This is a genomic window from Streptomyces asoensis (assembly GCF_016860545.1).
Lineage (GTDB): Bacteria > Actinomycetota > Actinomycetes > Streptomycetales > Streptomycetaceae > Streptomyces > Streptomyces asoensis.
The window spans coordinates 2,321,848-2,337,929 of the sequence record NZ_BNEB01000003.1 but is presented as its reverse complement, the minus strand read 5'-3'; the positions used below and the strand labels follow the sequence as shown (position 1 = coordinate 2,337,929).

Sequence of the window (16,082 nt, the reverse complement as noted above, 5' to 3'; positions counted from 1 at the left end):
TAACCGTCCCCCCTTTTGAGCAGGCAGGGAGCCGCGATCCCGATGTCCGAGCCGGAAGAGCGCCAAGAGATCCACGAGAGCCAAGGGATCGACATCCACACGACCGCGGGCAAGCTCGCGGATCTCCGGCGCCGCATCCAGGAAGCGACGCACGCCGGTTCGGAACGTGCCGTCGAGAAGCAGCACGCCAAGGGCAAGCTGACGGCCCGTGAGCGGATCGAACTGCTCCTCGACGAAGGCTCCTTCGTCGAGCTGGACGAGTTCGCCCGGCACCGTTCCACCAACTTCGGCCTGGAGGCGAACCGCCCGTACGGAGACGGCGTCGTCACCGGCTACGGCACGGTCGACGGCCGTCCGGTCGCCGTGTTCTCCCAGGACTTCACGGTCTTCGGCGGCGCCCTGGGCGAGGTCTACGGCCAGAAGATCGTCAAGGTGATGGACTTCGCGCTGAAGACCGGCTGCCCGGTCATCGGCATCAACGACTCCGGCGGTGCCCGGATCCAGGAGGGCGTGGCCTCGCTGGGCGCGTACGGCGAGATCTTCCGCCGCAACACCCACGCGTCCGGCGTGATCCCGCAGATCAGCCTGGTCGTGGGCCCGTGCGCGGGCGGCGCGGTGTACTCGCCGGCGATCACCGACTTCACGGTGATGGTCGACCAGACCTCGCACATGTTCATCACCGGCCCGGACGTCATCAAGACGGTCACCGGTGAGGACGTCGGCTTCGAGGAACTGGGCGGCGCGCGCACCCACAACTCGACCTCCGGCGTGGCCCATCACATGGCCGGCGACGAGAAGGACGCCATCGAGTACGTCAAGCAGCTGCTGTCGTACCTGCCGTCCAACAACCTCAGCGAGGCGCCGGCGTTCCCGGAGGAGGCGGACCTGTCCGTCACCGACGAGGACCTCGAACTGGACTCCATCGTCCCGGACAGCGCCAACCAGCCGTACGACATGCACACGGTGATCGAACACGTCCTGGACGACGCCGAGTTCTTCGAGACGCAGGCGCTCTTCGCGCCGAACATCCTCACCGGCTTCGGCCGCGTCGAGGGCCGGCCGGTGGGCGTCGTCGCCAACCAGCCCCTCCAGTTCGCGGGCTGTCTGGACATCACGGCCTCCGAGAAGGCGGCCCGCTTCGTGCGCACCTGCGACGCCTTCAACGTCCCCGTCATCACCTTCGTGGACGTGCCCGGCTTCCTGCCCGGCGTCGACCAGGAGCACGACGGCATCATCCGGCGCGGCGCCAAGCTGATCTACGCCTACGCCGAGGCCACGGTCCCGCTGATCACCGTCATCACCCGCAAGGCCTTCGGCGGCGCCTACGACGTCATGGGGTCCAAGCACCTGGGCGCCGACCTCAACCTGGCCTGGCCGACCGCCCAGATCGCCGTCATGGGCGCCCAGGGCGCGGTCAACATCCTGCACCGGCGCACGCTCGCGGAGGCGGCGGCGAGCGGCGAGGACCTGGAGGCGGTGCGCGCACGGCTGATCCGGGAGTACGAGGACACCCTCCTCAACCCGTACATCGCGGCCGAGCGCGGCTACGTCGACTCGGTGATCATGCCGTCCGAGACCCGCCGGCACATCGTGCGCGGTCTGCGTCAGCTGCGCACCAAGCGGGAATCCCTCCCCCCGAAGAAGCACGGCAACATCCCCCTCTAAGGAGCCGCTGTGACGATCAAGGTCGTACGGGGCAACCCGACCCCCGAGGAGCTCGCCGCCGCCCTGGCGGTGGTCCGGGCCCGCGCCGCGGCGGCAGCGGCCGAGCCGTCCGGCGCGCAGGCCCCGAGGGACGCGTGGTCCGATCCGGCGAGGATCGCGGCACGCCGGCTGCCGCTGCCGGGCCAGGCCTCCTGGAGCCGCACCTACTGGCCGGGCTGAGCACCGCCCGCCCGCCGCCCCGGGGGCGCGGGGCGTGGGAACCGCGCGACCGGCCCCACCGGCCCGCAGCCGACGCACACCCGAACACCGGGTGAACGGCTGCGGGCCCTCGAATTGAGTACGGCTACTCAGGCACAGGCCCCCCGCCGGGCCGCACGCTGGTGGAATGCTGTGGTCCGACCCCGAGAACGAGCCCCCCGAGGAACTCCGCGAGATGCAGGCGAGCCTGCGGAGACTCGGCCTCTTCCTGGCGGTGGCCATGGTGATCGCGATGATCGTCCTCGGGATCCGGTAGGGCGCGCGGCGCGGCTAGGCTGACCGCATGCGCCGACTCGTTCTCGCCTCCCAGTCCCCCGCCCGGCTGAACCTGCTGCGCCAGGCGGGCCTCGCCCCCGAGGTCGTCGTCAGCGGCGTCGACGAGGACGCCGTGACCGCGCCCACCCCGGCCGAGCTGGCCCTCGCCCTCGCCGAGGCGAAGGCCTCCGTCGTCGCCGCGCGGCCCGAGGTCAAGGGGGCCCTGGTGATCGGCTGCGACTCGGTGCTCGACCTGGACGGCGAGGCGCTGGGCAAGCCCGCGGACGCCGTGGAGGCCCTGGCGCGCTGGAAGGCGATGCGCGGCCGGGCGGGGACGCTCCAGACCGGCCACTGCGTCTACGACACCCTCAGCGGGCGCTACACCTCGGCGACCGCCTCCACCGTCGTCCGCTTCGGCGAGCCGACGGACGACGAGATCACGGCGTACGTCGCCTCGGGCGAGCCGCTCCACGTCGCCGGGGCGTTCACCCTGGACGGCCGTTCGGCCCCGTTCATCGACGGCATCGACGGCGACCACGGCAACGTCATCGGCATCAGCCTGCCCCTCGTGCGGCGGCTGCTCGGTCAACTGGGCGTGGGCATCACGGAGCTGTGGGCGCCGTCGGAGGCGTGACCGGGGCAGGCGGGGCGGGAGGCGGGGAGGCCGGGTCGCCGCCCCCGTCGCCCTTGGCGTCCTGCGGCCGCCGGGCGGGCCGCTCCTGGGCGTCGTACGTCATCAGGAGCAGCACGATCAGGGCGAGCACGACGACCATGAACAGGAACTGGGGCCAGCGCAGCAGGCCCCAGGCGAAGGCGCCCAGCAGGCCGTGCACGACGGCGGCGCTGATCAGCAGCACCCGGCCCAGTCCGGCGGGCGCCCGGTCGCGCAGGGCCACCAGCAGGGCCACCAGGGCGCAGAGCGCGAAGTAGAGACCGAAGAGGATCCCGCCGATCTTCGAGGACGTCGACATGACGTCCGGGTCCATGCCCGCCAGGGACATGTTCTGCCGGTCCACCACGACGCCCATGAACCAGTTCAGCGCGGCGATGCCGAGCGCCTCCGCGAAGAGCACGACCGCCACGATCCACGCCACCGGTCTGCGCACCACCGGTCCCCACCCACTTTCGAGCCCGACGCGAGCCGGCGTCCTGCCTTCTCGCGTACGTTCGAGACAGCCTGAACGCTACTAACGGGTAAACGTCGGGACAAGGGTTCTGCGCGTGGCAAAGAATCATTGGGCCATTCGTAGGGACTCCACAAAGAAACAGAGTGTGCCGCAGCACGCCTTCACAGAGACCTTGACCACACAGGAGGGCTAGGGTTTGCCGCAGGAGTGCTGCGTACGGCGGTACTACAAGGGATTTCGCGGTCGAGTGAGCCTCGCGTCACGCTCCGTGTGGGCAAGCTCACCTTTGGGGACGGGTCGTAGAGCCGTGTCGGCAGTCCCTAAACTCGGCTTGTTTCAAGGAGGGAGCCTCAATCGTGCGCAAGGTGCTCATCGCCAACCGTGGCGAAATCGCAGTCCGCGTGGCCCGGGCGTGCCGGGATGCCGGTATCGCGAGCGTGGCCGTCTATGCCGACCCGGACCGGGACGCTCTGCATGTCCGCGCCGCGGATGAGGCGTTCGCCCTGGGCGGTGACACTCCTGCGACCAGCTATCTCGACATCGAGAAGGTGCTGAACGCTGCGCGGGAGTCCGAAGCAGACGCCGTCCATCCGGGTTACGGCTTCCTCTCGGAGAACGCCGAGTTCGCCCAGGCCGTCCTGGACGCGGGCCTGATCTGGATCGGCCCGCCGCCGCAGGCCATCCGCGACCTCGGCGACAAGGTCGCCGCCCGGCACATCGCCCAGCGGGCCGGCGCGCCCCTGGTCGCCGGCACGCCCGACCCGGTCTCCGGCGCCGACGAGGTCGTCGCGTTCGCCGAGGAGCACGGCCTGCCGATCGCGATCAAGGCCGCCTTCGGCGGTGGCGGCCGCGGTCTGAAGGTCGCCCGCACCCTCGAGGAGGTCCCGGAGCTGTACGACTCGGCCGTCCGTGAGGCCGTCGCCGCGTTCGGCCGGGGCGAGTGCTTCGTCGAGCGCTACCTGGACAAGCCGCGGCACGTGGAGACCCAGTGCCTGGCCGACAGCCACGGCAACGTGGTCGTCGTGTCGACCCGTGACTGCTCCCTCCAGCGCCGCCACCAGAAGCTGGTCGAGGAGGCCCCGGCGCCGTTCCTCTCCGAGGCGCAGGTCGCCGAGCTGTACTCGTCCTCCAAGGCGATCCTGAAGGAGGCCGGCTACGTCGGCGCGGGCACCGTCGAGTTCCTCGTCGGTGGCGACGGCACGATCTCCTTCCTGGAGGTCAACACCCGTCTCCAGGTCGAGCACCCGGTGACCGAGGAGGTCGCCGGCATCGACCTGGTGCGCGAGATGTTCCGCATCGCCGACGGCGAGGAGCTCGGCTACGGCGACCCGGAGCTGCGCGGCCATTCGTTCGAGTTCCGCATCAACGGCGAGGACCCGGGCCGCGGCTTCCTCCCGGCGCCCGGCACGGTCACCGCGTTCGCCCCGCCGTCCGGTCCGGGCGTGCGGCTGGACGCGGGCGTGGAGTCCGGCTCGGTCATCGGCCCGGCGTGGGACTCGCTCCTCGCCAAGCTGATCGTCACCGGCGCCACCCGTGAGCAGGCGCTCCAGCGGGCGGCCCGCGCGCTGGAGGAGTTCCGCGTCGAGGGCATGGCCACGGCCATCCCGTTCCACCGCGTGGTGGTGAGGGACCCGGCGTTCGCGCCCGAGCTCACCGGCAGCCAGGACCCGTTCACGGTGCACACGCGCTGGATCGAGACCGAGTTCGTCAACGAGATCCCCGCCTTCGCCGCCCCGGCCGACGCCGAGGCCGAGGACGAAACGGACCGCGAGACGATCGTCGTCGAGGTCGGCGGCAAGCGGCTGGAGGTCTCCCTCCCGTCCTCGCTCGGCATGAGCCTGGCCCGCACCGGCCTCGCGGCGGGCGCCAAGCCCAAGCGCCGGGCGGCCAAGAAGTCCGGGCCCACGGCCTCCGGCGACACCCTCGCCTCCCCGATGCAGGGCACCATCGTCAAGGTGGCCGTCGAGGAGGGCCAGGAGGTCAAGGAGGGCGACCTGATCGTCGTCCTGGAGGCGATGAAGATGGAGCAGCCGCTGAACGCGCACCGCTCCGGAACGGTCAAGGGTCTCGCCGCGGAGGTCGGCGCGTCCATCACATCGGGTGCCGCGATCTGCGAGATCAAGGACTGATCCCACCGTTCGACCGTGTCGAGGCGCCCGCCCCGCGGGCGCCTCACCGCGTTCGGAGCCCGCTTCCGGCTCCGGCCGGTGGATCCGGCCCGTCCGGCGCTCGAGGACGCGGCCCGTTCAGGGCCGGGCCGGGGTCCGGGGACGCGGCCCCCGGGAGGCGGACCGCGCCGTCACCGACGACGCAGGTCCGCGACGCGCGCCCGCTCCCCGCCCGGGGCCTGCTCCCCGTGCATCGCGGCCGCCCGCAGGCCCGCGGCCGAGCCCGGCACCTGCCCCCTGCGCGGGGCCGGCAACGGAACGTCCCGGCGCTGCTGCTGATGCCGCGCCGGGACCGCGTCACCCCCCGGGTTCCCCGACGCCCCGGCCACGGCGATCTGCACCCCCTGGTCGGCCAGCGCCTGGAGCTCGGTGGCGGCACGGTCGTCGTGCGCGGGCGGCTCGTCCGTCACCAGGCGGGTGATGACGTCCGTCGGCACGGTCTGGAACATCGTGTCCGTGCCCAGCTTGGTGTGGTCGGCGAGGACGACGACCTCGGCGGCGGCCTGCACCAGCGCCCGGTCCACGGACGCCGACAGCATGTTGGACGTGGACAGCCCGCGCTCCGCGGTCAGTCCACTGCCGGAGATGAAGGCCCGTGACACCCTCAGCCCCTGGAGCGACTGCTCGGCGCCGCTCCCGACGAGGGCGTAGTTGGAGCCGCGCAGGGTGCCGCCGGTCATCACGACCTCGACCCGGTTGGCATGGGCCAACGCCTGTGCGACCAGCAGGGAGTTGGTGACGACGGTCAGTCCGGGCACCCGGGCGAGCCGGCGGGCCAGCTCCTGTGTCGTGGTGCCCGCCCCGACCACGATGGCCTCGCCCTCTTCGACGAAGCCCGCGGCGAGATCCGCGATGGCGGTCTTCTCGGCGGTCGCGAGATGGGATTTCTGCGGGAAGCCGGACTCTCGCGTGAATCCACCCGGCAATACCGCACCGCCGTGCCGGCGGTCGAGGAGTCCTTCTGCCTCCAGTGCGCGCACGTCCCGCCGCACGGTCACTTCGGAGGTCTGGACGACGCGGGCGAGTTCACGGAGCGACACGGCTCCGTTTGCTCGCACCATTTCGAGGATCAATTGACGACGTTCTGCAGCGAACACGAAACTGACAGTAACGCGGACGACCGTCTGCTTTCAGCTCTTTGCGCCGAATAGTAGAAGTTGTTCGCACAGGGGTAAGGGGAGTGGTATAGGGCCCGTTGGGGCGCCCGAAGCATCCACCCGCCCGGCAACCCGGCGACGACGCGTCGTCAACTCCCCGTGACCAGCGGGGAGTCGGAACCGGCCGTCAGCCCTCGTCCGCCGTCTTGCGGGTGTGCAGCTGGCGCGCGACCTCCGCGATCGACCCGGAGAGGGACGGGTAGACGGTGAACGCGTTCGCGATCTGTTCGACCGTCAGATTGTTGTCGACGGCGATCGAGATGGGGTGGATCAGTTCCGAGGCGCGCGGCGCCACGACCACACCGCCGACGACGATCCCCGTGCCGGGACGGCAGAAGATCTTGACGAAGCCGTCGCGGATGCCCTGCATCTTGGCGCGCGGGTTGCGCAGCAGCGGCAGCTTGACGACGCGGGCGTCGATCTTCCCGGCGTCCACGTCCGCCTGGCTGTAGCCGACGGTGGCGATCTCGGGGTCGGTGAAGACGTTGGAGGAGACGGTCTTCAGGTTGAGCGGGGCCACCGCGTCGCCGAGGAAGTGGTACATGGCGATCCGGCCCTGCATGGCGGCGACGGAGGCCAGGGCGAAGATGCCGGTCACGTCACCGGCGGCGTACACGCCGGGGGCGGTGGTGCGGGAGACCTTGTCGGTCCAGATGTGGCCCGAGTCGCGGACCTTGACGCCCGCCTCCTCCAGCCCCATGCCCTCGCTGTTGGGGATGGCGCCGACGGCCATGAGGCAGTGCGAGCCGGTGATGACCCGGCCGTCGGACAGGGTGACCTCGACCCGGTCGCCGACCCGCTTGGCGGACTCGGCGCGCGAGCGGGCCATGACGTTCATGCCCCGGCGCCGGAAGACGTCCTCGAGGACGGCGGCGGCGTCCGGGTCCTCGCCGGGCAGCACGCGCTCGCGCGAGGAGACCAGGGTGACCTTGGAGCCGAGGGCCTGGTAGGCGCCGGCGAACTCCGCGCCGGTCACACCCGAGCCGACCACGATGAGCTCCTCGGGGAGCTCGCCGAGGTCGTAGACCTGCGTCCAGTTCAGGATGCGCTCGCCGTCGGGCTGGGCGTCCGGCAGCTCGCGCGGGTGGGCGCCGGTGGCGAGCAGGACGGCGTCGGCGGTGAGGGTCTCCTCGGTGCCGTCGGCGGCAGCGACGACGACCTTGCGCGAGCCGTCGAGGGCCTGCATGCCCTCCAGCCGGCCGCGCCCGCGCAGCACACGGGCGCCGGCCCGGGTGACGGAGGCGGTGATGTCGTGCGACTGGGCGAGGGCGAGCCGCTTCACACGCCGGTTGACCTTGCCCAGGTCCACGCCGACGACCCGGGCCGCCTGCTCCAGCGGCGGGGTGTCGTCGGCGACGATGATGCCGAGCTCCTCGTACGAGGAGTCGAAGGTGGTCATCACCTCGGCCGTGGCGATCAGGGTCTTCGACGGCACGCAGTCGGTCAGCACCGACGCCCCGCCCAGACCGTCGCAGTCGACGACGGTCACCTCCGCGCCGAGCTGCGCGGCCACCAGCGCCGCCTCATAGCCGCCGGGTCCGCCACCGATGATCACGATCCGAGTCACGTACTCCATTGTCCCGCACCGGCGCGGGTGGTACCGCCCCGGGGGCCCGCGGGGGCCGCCACCGTTACGAGAGTGACGCGTGCGCGGGCTGCCGTACCCTCCTTGCATGTCGCTCTACGCCGCCTACGCCGGCAACCTCGACGCGCGGCTGATGAGCCGCCGCGCTCCCCACTCGCCGCTGCGCGCCACCGGCTGGCTCAACGGGTGGCGGCTGACGTTCGGCGGTGAGCAGCTGGGCTGGGAGGGCGCCCTGGCGACGGTCGTCGAGGATCCGGCGGACCCCGCCGCGCAGGTCTTCGTCGCGCTGTACGACGTCGCCCCGATGGACGAGGACTCCCTGGACCGCTGGGAGGGCGTCGGCCTCGCCATCTACCGGCGCACCCGGGTGCGGGTGCAGACCATGGAGGGCGAGGAGTCCGCCTGGATGTTCGTGCTGAACGGCTACGAGGGCGGTCTGCCCGCGGCCCGCTACCTGGGCGAGATCGCCGACGCCGCGGAATCCGCCGGGGCGCCACACGATTACGTGATGGAGCTGCGCAAGAGGCCTTGCTGAGCCCGGTCGACTCTAGACTCGGTGCGCATCAGCACACGAACGGGAGAGCGCGATGACCGGCAGGACTGCGTACACCGTCTTCTACACGGAGCAGGCGGCAGCGGCGCGCGATCGGCTGGACGAACAGCAGCGGGCCTCGTTCGACAAGGGCATCATGATGCTCGCCGCGGATCCGTTTCCCGATCTGTCCCGGCCCACAAGCTCCACCGGGGACGACCGGACGATCCGGCTGACCCAGAACATCCTCATCGAGTACACGGTCAGCATCGGCAGGCTGCTGATCTTCATCGTCGAGGTCTTCAACGACAAGGACATCTTCGTCACGGGCGAGTGACCGCCCGTCGCCGGGCGCCCTCGTTGGAAACGACAAGACAACGATCGCCATCCCGTCGGCTCAGTCATCTACGCGCGTAGGCCGGAAGCGGCTACCCTCAGTCGCGTGAACGCATCTCTCCTCCCGGACGACATCCAGGGCGACCCGCACGCCGCCGCCGACGCCGCCGCCGCGCGACTGCGCGAACTGACCGGCGCCGAGACCCACGACGTGGCCCTCGTGATGGGCTCCGGCTGGGCACCCGCCGTCGACGCCCTCGGCGCTGCCGACGCCGAGTTCCCCGTCACCGACCTGCCCGGCTTCCCGCCGCCCGCGGTCGAGGGCCACGGCGGCAAGATCCGCTCGTACTCCATCGGCGCGAAGCGCGCGCTGGTCTTCCTGGGCCGTACGCACTACTACGAGGGCCGCGGCGTCGCCGCCGTCGCCCACGGCGTCCGTACCGCGGTGGCGGCCGGCTGCAAGACGATCGTGCTGACGAACGGCTGCGGCGGCCTGCGCGAGGGCATGCGCCCCGGCCAGCCCGTGCTGATCAGCGACCACATCAACCTCACGGCGACGTCCCCCATCGTCGGCGCGAACTTCGTGGACCTGACGGACCTGTACTCCCCGCGGCTGCGCACCCTGTGCAAGGAGATCGACGCCACGCTGGAGGAGGGTGTCTACGCCCAGTTCCCCGGCCCGCACTACGAGACCCCCGCCGAGATCCGCATGGCCCGCACCATCGGCGCGGACCTGGTCGGCATGTCGACCGTGCTGGAGGCCATCGCCGCCCGTGAGGCGGGCGCCGAGGTGCTCGGCATCTCGCTGGTGACCAACCTCGCCGCCGGGATGACCGGGGAGCCGCTGAACCACGAGGAGGTCCTCCAGGCCGGCCGCGACTCGGCGACCCGCATGGGCTCCCTGCTGGCGCAGGTGCTGGGCCGGCTGTAAGCAGGCCGCTCCCGGGGGCTGCCGCCCCCGGCCCCCGCCCGGGCCCTGAAAGGGCCTCGTCCCCGATCGCCGGACGGGCCGAGTGACACCGGCCGGCGCCGACCCGCAACCGGAGGCTGACCCACCGTGCACGACGCTCTCCTCGCCCGCGCCCACGCCTGGCTCGCGGAGGACCCCGACCCGCAGACCCGCGACGAGCTCGCCTCGCTCCTCGCGGCCGGGGACGTCACCGAGCTCGCCGCCCGCTTCGACGGCACCCTCCAGTTCGGCACCGCCGGCCTGCGCGGGGAGCTCGGCGCCGGACCCATGCGGATGAACCGCTCCGTCGTGATCCGCGCCGCGGCCGGCCTCGCCGCGTACCTCACGAAGGAGGGCCGGGCCGGCGGCGTCGTCGTCATCGGCTACGACGCCCGGCACAAGTCCGAGGACTTCGCCCGCGACACGGCGGCCGTGATGACGGGCGCGGGATTCCGGGCCGCGGTGCTCCCCCGCCCCCTGCCCACGCCCGTACTCGCCTTCGCCATAAGGCACCTGGGCGCGGTCGCCGGCGTGGAGGTCACCGCCAGCCACAACCCGCCCCGCGACAACGGCTACAAGGTGTACCTGGGGGACGGCTCGCAGATCGTGCCGCCCGCGGACGCCGGGATCGCGGCCGAGATCGACGCGATCGAGTCCCTGAAGGACGTCCCCCGTCCCGAAAGCGGCTGGCAGATCCTCGACGAGGCCGTCCTCGACGCCTACCTGGCCCGCACGGACGCGGTCCTCGCCCCGGACTCCCCGCGCACGGCCCGCACGGTGTACACCGCGATGCACGGCGTCGGCAAGGACGTCCTGCTCGCCGCGTTCGCCCGCGCGGGCTTCCCCGAGCCGGTCCTCGTCGCCGAACAGGCCGAGCCCGACCCGGAGTTCCCGACCGTCGCCTTCCCCAACCCGGAAGAGCCCGGCGCGATGGACCTCGCCTTCGCGAAGGCCCGCGAGAGCGCGCCCGACCTGGTCGTCGCCAACGACCCGGACGCCGACCGCTGCGCCGTCGCGGTGCCCCACGAGGGCGACTGGCGCATGCTGCGGGGCGACGAGGTCGGCTCCCTGCTCGCCGCCCACCTCGTCCGGCGCGGGGCGCGGGGCGTCCTCGCCGAGTCGATCGTCTCCTCCTCCCTGCTCGGCCGCATCGCCGAGAAGGCGGGCCTGCCCTACGAGGAGACCCTCACCGGCTTCAAGTGGATCGCCCGTGTCGACGGCCTGCGCTACGGCTACGAGGAGGCCCTCGGCTACTGCGTGGACCCCGAGGGCGTGCGCGACAAGGACGGCATCACCGCGGCCCTGCTGATCACGGAGCTCGCCTCCGTCCTCAAGTCCGAGGGACGCACCCTCCTCGACCTGCTGGACGACCTCGCGGTCGAACACGGGCTGCACGCGACCGACCAGCTCTCGGTCCGGGTGGAGGACCTCTCGGTCATCGCCCGCGCGATGGAGCGGCTGCGCGAGCGGCCCCCGGCCTCCCTCGCGGGCCTGGCCGTCACCGGGGCCGAGGACCTCACCCGGGGCACAAAGAGGCTGCCGCCCACCGACGGCCTGCGCTACACGCTGGACGGCGCCCGGGTCATCGTCCGCCCCAGCGGCACCGAGCCGAAGCTGAAGTGCTACCTGGAGGTCGTGATCCCGGTCGCCGCCCGGACCGACCTCCCGGCCGCCCGCCGCACGGCGGACGACCTCCTCGCCGCGATCAAGCGGGACCTGTCGGCGGCAGCGGGCATCTGACCGGCTCCGCACGCTCCGCCTCGCGACGGGCGGCGCTCGCCCTTCCCCCGGGCGCGCCCGTCGCCGGGGCGTCCCGCACCCCCGGCGTCACGTCGGACGGCGCGCCCCGGTCCGGTCACCTCACCAGGAGCGGCCCTCGACGCGGCCTGCCGGCTGCGGGCTGTGTCGTCCGGGGGCCGCGCTCGACGACGGCGCCCGGGGTGCCCCGCTCGGCGAGGAAGAACGCGCACCGGTCTCAGACGCGGACGGCCTGCCGCATGCCGTGGGTGACGACCGCGATCGTCACGTCGTCGGAGAGTTCGCGGACCGTCTCCTCGACGCGGCGTCAGGCACTCCTCGACGAGCGTGTCCTCGGCGTCGCGGCACGCGGGCAAGGGGTTCGGCTTCCGGAACACCATGCCGATCTCGCGGCGGGCGTGGGTGATCCGCCGGTCGCGGGCGCAGCCGTCGTCGCCGTCGGCATGCGCCGGACTCGCCGCCCCGGTGACCCGGCACCGCACGCGGACCCCCGGCGTCTCACCGGACGGCCCCCGCCCGGTAGGGGCCGTCACGGCAGGAACAGCACCGCCACCGCGCCCAGGACACCGATCACGACCCCGACCGGCCACAGCGCGCGCCCCCGCTGCCGTTCGCCGGCGAGACCGGCCGGGCGGGCCCCCGGGTCCCGCACCATCGCGGTGATCTCGGCGGCCGTCCGCTCGTGAGGGTGCAGCAGGCCGAGCCTGGCCTCCAGCCGGGGCCAGCGGGGCGCGGCCACCCGCCACTCCTCGAACGAGGCCCGCCGGCTGCGGATCCGCAGCCGGGCGCCCTCGCACTCCACGGCCCGTACGTGCTCCCAGGCGAGGTGCCGGGCGGCGCCCAGGCCGTTGAACCACAGGCCTTCGCGGTCGGCGGTGATCCGCCAGCCGATCCGGCGCGGCACCATCAGGGCTGCGAGCAGGGTGACGGCCAGGCCGTAGCCGTACCTCCACCACCCGGAGTCCTCCCCGTGGACCGAGAGGAACAGCAGCACCAGCACCACGGCGGACCGGTCGGCCCATCCGGCACGCCACCGCCGCACCTGCACCGGGCCGCTCCTGCCTCCTGTCCGTTCGGCGACGGCGACCGCGGCGGCGGCCCCGCGCAGCTCCTCCTGGCGGGAATCCCGGAGCGCCCTGCCCCGCTCGGCCCTGGCCGTCCGCCGGAGCGCGGCGCCCGTCACCGGCCGCACCGGCCCCACGGACACCTCCAGCACCGGCGGCTCACCGGCCTTCTCGGCGGCGGCGAGGAACACGACCTCGGCCCCGTCGCAGGGGGACCCGTACAGCACGGCCTCCCGCAGCGGCCCGGCGCGCTCGTCGTCGATTTGTGCGATCAGCTCCCGCACACCCGCGTCGCCCTCGGTGGCGTCCGCGTCGTCGTCATCGCCGTCCGCCGTCCGCCCTCCGAGCTCGGTGGTGGCCACGGTGAACAGGGGGCGCAGCGCGGCGACGTCGTCGGTGGCGAAGACCTCCGTCTCGACCTCGCGGTTCTCCCGCACGAGCACGCGCAGCACCGGGACGGGCGCCCGGCGCAGACCGGCCGCCCGGCGGCGGGCCAGCGCCGCGGAGTGGAGCACGGTGAGACCGAGTCCGGCGAGGCACCAGCCGGCGGCGGGCACCACCTGCCGGTCCTCGGCCGGGTCCCAGAGGTCCGCGGTGGCGTACAGGATCCCGCCGGCGACGACCGTGACGAGCCCGGACCACAGCAGGAACGTGCCCCGCTCCGACCTCCCTCCCGTGGCTCCGGGCGCCGGGGGCACCGCGGCGCTCACTCCGCCGGCGGCCTCCAGCGCCAGCGCCCGCTGCCGCTGCCGCGCGGCCAGTCGCAGGCCCACGGCCGCCCAGACGCCCACGAGCGCGGCCGTGAGGCCCAGCCGCACGGGCCGCGCGAAGTCCCCCGACGTCGCGACGGCGAGGGCGGCGAAGGGCGCGAGGACGAGAGCCGCTTCGGGCCGCAGCACCAGCCACACCAGGGGCAGGGCGGTCAGCGCGGCAGCCCAGGCGGGCAGCCCGTCCGCCCGGTGCAGCAGCCCGGCAGCGGCCACGGCCGCCAACGGCAGCGCCACGAAGACCGACGTCCGCGCCCGCACGGGCACCCAGCGCGGCGGCAGCGCACGCGTCCAGCGCCCCGCCCGTTCGGCCTCCCAGGACCGGCACCCCTCGGGTATCGCCTCGCCCGGCAGCCGCAGAACCTCGGCAGAACCCGTTGTCATCTCTCCCCCGGCCGGCCGGCCACCAGTTCTCCGCCCGCGCGGCGTACGTCTCGGCCGGGGCACCTGCCGAGGACGACGGAAGGCCGTGCGCTCCACGGCACCGGCCCGATCACGAGCACTCCGCCCCGCGCGATCCCCTGTCCGCACCCGCCCCGGTCCCCGGACCGACGCCCCGCCGGGGCACGCCGCGCGACGTGCCGCCCGGCGGCGTCGCACGCCGCCACGCCCCGCCCTCCCGCGCTACCCCACCGCCAGCAGGATCGCCAGGACCACGGCGCCCGCGGCCGCCGGGCCCATGATCTCCCAGGCCCACCGGACGGTCACCTCGCCCTGGGCGCTCTCCTCCTTCTGGCGTGCCTCCCAGCGTTCCCGCAGCTCGTCCATGACGCGGTCGGTCTCGGCGCGCGCCGGTCCGTCCACCGCGGCGCCCGCGCCCCGCGACAGGCCGCCGCGGCCGCCGCCGAACCCGCCGAGGCCCCCGTCCCGGCCGCCGGTGCCGCCGTCGCGCCGGCCGGCCCGCTCCGCGGCCGCCGCCTTGGCCTCCCGCTGGTTCGCCCGCTTGCGCGCCCGCAGCGAGACGGGGACGGACCACAGCTGGAACTTGGTGCCCGAGGCGGCGACCACCTCGTTGGAGTAACCGGACCGCAGCGAGGTCACCTGGCCCCACGGCAGCACGACCACCCGGAACGGGTTGCGCACCCGCAGCCGGTCGTGACCGGAGAACACGGCGGGCCGCAGCGTGAAGGCGACGATCAGCGGCACGAGCAGGATCAGCGCGGCGAGCGCGAGCCACGGCGTGCGCCCCTCGCCCGCGACGATCGCGTCGATGCCGAGCCAGCCCACCAGGCCCAGGAGCAGCACGCCACCGGCCATCCCCGCGGGCGACCGGTAGATGCGGTCCTTGATCTCGGGTGCCGGCGGCTGCGGCGCGGGTGACTGGTCTTCCGGGGTCGTCATGGCCACGATTCTGCACGACGCCCCCCGGCCCGCTCATCCGCAGCCCCGCCGTACCCGGACCGCACGGATACATCCGCCGGGGTGTACACCTGCTACGCGCGTAGATATGCTCGTCTGGTGACCATGCCCACCAATGCACCTGCCCCCACCGCGGAGCGCTCGGGAGGTACCCCCGGCGCTCACGCGCTCATGGACGTGACCGCGTCCGACAGCTCGCTGCGCAGCTTCCTGCACGGGCTGCCCGGCGTCGACCCGGTCGGCCTGGAGGCGCGCGCCGCCGCTCTCGGCACGCGCTCCGTCAAGACCACCGCGAAGGCGTACGCCATCGACCTCGCCATCTCGATGGTCGACCTGACGACGCTGGAAGGCGCGGACACCCCGGGCAAGGTCCGGGCGCTCGGCGTGAAGGCGGTCCACCCCGACCCGACCGACCGTACGACCCCGTCGACCGCCGCGGTCTGCGTGTACCCGGACATGGTCGCCACCGCCAAGGCCGCCGTCGCGGGCTCGGGCGTCAAGGTCGCCTCGGTCGCGACCGCCTTCCCGGCCGGCCGCGCCGCCCTCGACGTGAAGCTCGCCGACGTCCGCGACGCGGTCGCCGCGGGCGCGGACGAGATCGACATGGTCATCGACCGCGGGGCGTTCCTCGCGGGCCGGTACCTGAAGGTGTACGACGAGATCACCGCCGTCCGCGAGGTGTGCGGGACGTCCGCCCGGCTGAAGGTCATCTTCGAGACGGGCGAGCTGTCGACGTACGACAACATCCGCCGCGCCAGCTGGCTCGGCATGCTCGCGGGCGCCGACTTCATCAAGACCTCGACCGGCAAGGTCGCCGTGAACGCCACCCCGGCGAACACCCTGCTGATGCTGGAGGCCGTGCGCGACTTCCGCGACCGCACCGGCGTCCAGATCGGCGTCAAGCCCGCCGGCGGCATCCGCACCACCAAGGACGCGATCAAGTTCCTCGTCCTGGTGAACGAGACCGCGGGCGAGGACTGGCTGGACAACCACTGGTTCCGCTTCGGCGCCTCCTCGCTCCTGAACGACCTGCTGATGCAGCGCCAGAAGCTGGCCACCGGCCGCTACTCCGGCCCCGACTACGTGACGGTGGACTGATCAC

General features: G+C 73.1%; 15 protein-coding genes. 10 read left to right on the top strand and 5 right to left on the bottom strand.

Annotated elements, in window-relative coordinates; translation table 11 throughout:
* Positions 1 to 42 precede the first annotated feature (42 nt).
* The 4 genes from Saso_RS23170 (at position 43) to Saso_RS23160 (ending at position 2,812) form a co-directional block, all read left to right on the top strand.
* Positions 43 to 1,665, top strand: coding sequence for an acyl-CoA carboxylase subunit beta (locus Saso_RS23170; RefSeq protein WP_189920318.1), 1,623 nt, complete (start codon positions 43 to 45; stop codon positions 1,663 to 1,665).
* A 9-nt stretch (positions 1,666 to 1,674) separates the two neighbouring features.
* Positions 1,675 to 1,884, top strand: coding sequence for an acyl-CoA carboxylase epsilon subunit (locus Saso_RS23165; protein ID WP_189920320.1), 210 nt, complete (start codon positions 1,675 to 1,677; stop codon positions 1,882 to 1,884).
* A gap of 166 nt (positions 1,885 to 2,050) precedes the next feature.
* Entirely contained in the window at positions 2,051 to 2,179 is a 129-nt protein-coding gene (mmpB, locus tag Saso_RS38810; protein WP_267927395.1) for a morphogenic membrane protein MmpB, read from the top strand.
* 27 nt (positions 2,180 to 2,206) lie between these two features.
* Entirely contained in the window at positions 2,207 to 2,812 is a 606-nt protein-coding gene (locus Saso_RS23160; protein ID WP_189920322.1) for a Maf family protein, read from the top strand.
* Here Saso_RS23160 and Saso_RS23155 read toward each other — a convergent pair.
* A complete protein-coding gene (locus Saso_RS23155; RefSeq protein WP_189920324.1) occupies positions 2,781 to 3,287 on the bottom strand; it encodes a hypothetical protein in 507 nt (168 codons plus the stop codon). The genes Saso_RS23160 and Saso_RS23155 overlap by 32 nt on opposite strands.
* Before the next feature lie 374 nt (positions 3,288 to 3,661).
* Here Saso_RS23155 and Saso_RS23150 point away from each other — a divergent pair, with 374 nt between their 5' ends.
* Positions 3,662 to 5,434: an acetyl/propionyl/methylcrotonyl-CoA carboxylase subunit alpha gene (locus Saso_RS23150; RefSeq protein ID WP_189920326.1), complete on the top strand. Its 1,773-nt coding sequence runs from the start codon at positions 3,662 to 3,664 to the stop codon at positions 5,432 to 5,434.
* Positions 5,435 to 5,604: 170 nt separating this feature from the next.
* Here the strand turns inward: Saso_RS23150 and Saso_RS23145 are convergent, their stop codons facing one another.
* Positions 5,605 to 6,570: a DeoR/GlpR family DNA-binding transcription regulator gene (locus Saso_RS23145; RefSeq protein ID WP_189920328.1), complete on the bottom strand. Its 966-nt coding sequence runs from the start codon at positions 6,568 to 6,570 to the stop codon at positions 5,605 to 5,607.
* Positions 6,571 to 6,757: 187 nt separating this feature from the next.
* Positions 6,758 to 8,206 carry an NAD(P)H-quinone dehydrogenase gene (locus Saso_RS23140; protein ID WP_189920330.1) on the bottom strand — a complete coding sequence of 483 codons (1,449 nt, stop codon included), beginning with the start codon at positions 8,204 to 8,206 and terminating at the stop codon, positions 6,758 to 6,760.
* A gap of 97 nt (positions 8,207 to 8,303) precedes the next feature.
* Between Saso_RS23140 and Saso_RS23135 the strand changes: the two genes are divergently transcribed.
* The 4 genes from Saso_RS23135 (at position 8,304) to Saso_RS23120 (ending at position 11,772) form a co-directional block, all read left to right on the top strand.
* Positions 8,304 to 8,750 carry a gamma-glutamylcyclotransferase gene (locus tag Saso_RS23135; protein WP_189920333.1) on the top strand — a complete coding sequence of 149 codons (447 nt, stop codon included), beginning with the start codon at positions 8,304 to 8,306 and terminating at the stop codon, positions 8,748 to 8,750.
* A 52-nt stretch (positions 8,751 to 8,802) separates the two neighbouring features.
* Positions 8,803 to 9,084 carry a type II toxin-antitoxin system RelE family toxin gene (locus Saso_RS23130; protein ID WP_189920335.1) on the top strand — a complete coding sequence of 94 codons (282 nt, stop codon included), beginning with the start codon at positions 8,803 to 8,805 and terminating at the stop codon, positions 9,082 to 9,084.
* A gap of 105 nt (positions 9,085 to 9,189) precedes the next feature.
* A complete protein-coding gene (locus tag Saso_RS23125; protein ID WP_189920337.1) occupies positions 9,190 to 10,014 on the top strand; it encodes a purine-nucleoside phosphorylase in 825 nt (274 codons plus the stop codon).
* 126 nt (positions 10,015 to 10,140) lie between these two features.
* Positions 10,141 to 11,772, top strand: a complete 1,632-nt coding sequence (locus Saso_RS23120; RefSeq protein WP_189920339.1) for a phospho-sugar mutase — start codon at positions 10,141 to 10,143, stop codon at positions 11,770 to 11,772.
* A 547-nt stretch (positions 11,773 to 12,319) separates the two neighbouring features.
* On the opposite strand, the gene Saso_RS23115 is transcribed toward Saso_RS23120, so the two are convergent.
* Together Saso_RS23115 and Saso_RS23110 are read right to left on the bottom strand one after the other, a co-directional pair.
* On the bottom strand, positions 12,320 to 14,005 hold the full coding sequence (locus Saso_RS23115; RefSeq protein ID WP_189920342.1) for a hypothetical protein: 1,686 nt from the start codon (positions 14,003 to 14,005) through the stop codon (positions 12,320 to 12,322).
* A gap of 240 nt (positions 14,006 to 14,245) precedes the next feature.
* Positions 14,246 to 14,962 carry a PH domain-containing protein gene (locus tag Saso_RS23110; protein WP_189920344.1) on the bottom strand — a complete coding sequence of 239 codons (717 nt, stop codon included), beginning with the start codon at positions 14,960 to 14,962 and terminating at the stop codon, positions 14,246 to 14,248.
* 123 nt (positions 14,963 to 15,085) lie between these two features.
* Here Saso_RS23110 and deoC point away from each other — a divergent pair, with 123 nt between their 5' ends.
* Complete coding sequence (gene deoC, locus Saso_RS23105; protein ID WP_189920564.1) at positions 15,086 to 16,078, top strand: deoxyribose-phosphate aldolase; 993 nt, start codon at positions 15,086 to 15,088, stop codon at positions 16,076 to 16,078.
* The last annotated feature ends 4 nt before the right edge of the window (positions 16,079 to 16,082 follow it).

What these genes read in the sequence shown, in the direction of transcription:
- Saso_RS23170 (WP_189920318.1), top strand. Translation starts at nt 43, where the DNA reads ATGTCCGAGCCGGAAGAGCGCCAAGAGATCCACGAGAGCCAAGGGATC.
- mmpB (WP_267927395.1), top strand. Translation starts at nt 2,051, where the DNA reads ATGCTGTGGTCCGACCCCGAGAACGAGCCCCCCGAGGAACTCCGCGAG.
- Saso_RS23160 (WP_189920322.1), top strand. Translation starts at nt 2,207, where the DNA reads ATGCGCCGACTCGTTCTCGCCTCCCAGTCCCCCGCCCGGCTGAACCTG.
- Saso_RS23140 (WP_189920330.1), bottom strand. Translation starts at nt 8,206, where the DNA reads ATGGAGTACGTGACTCGGATCGTGATCATCGGTGGCGGACCCGGCGGC.
- Saso_RS23135 (WP_189920333.1), top strand. Translation starts at nt 8,304, where the DNA reads ATGTCGCTCTACGCCGCCTACGCCGGCAACCTCGACGCGCGGCTGATG.
- Saso_RS23130 (WP_189920335.1), top strand. Translation starts at nt 8,803, where the DNA reads ATGACCGGCAGGACTGCGTACACCGTCTTCTACACGGAGCAGGCGGCA.
- Saso_RS23115 (WP_189920342.1), bottom strand. Translation starts at nt 14,005, where the DNA reads ATGACAACGGGTTCTGCCGAGGTTCTGCGGCTGCCGGGCGAGGCGATA.
- Saso_RS23110 (WP_189920344.1), bottom strand. Translation starts at nt 14,962, where the DNA reads ATGACGACCCCGGAAGACCAGTCACCCGCGCCGCAGCCGCCGGCACCC.
- deoC (WP_189920564.1), top strand. Translation starts at nt 15,086, where the DNA reads ATGCCCACCAATGCACCTGCCCCCACCGCGGAGCGCTCGGGAGGTACC.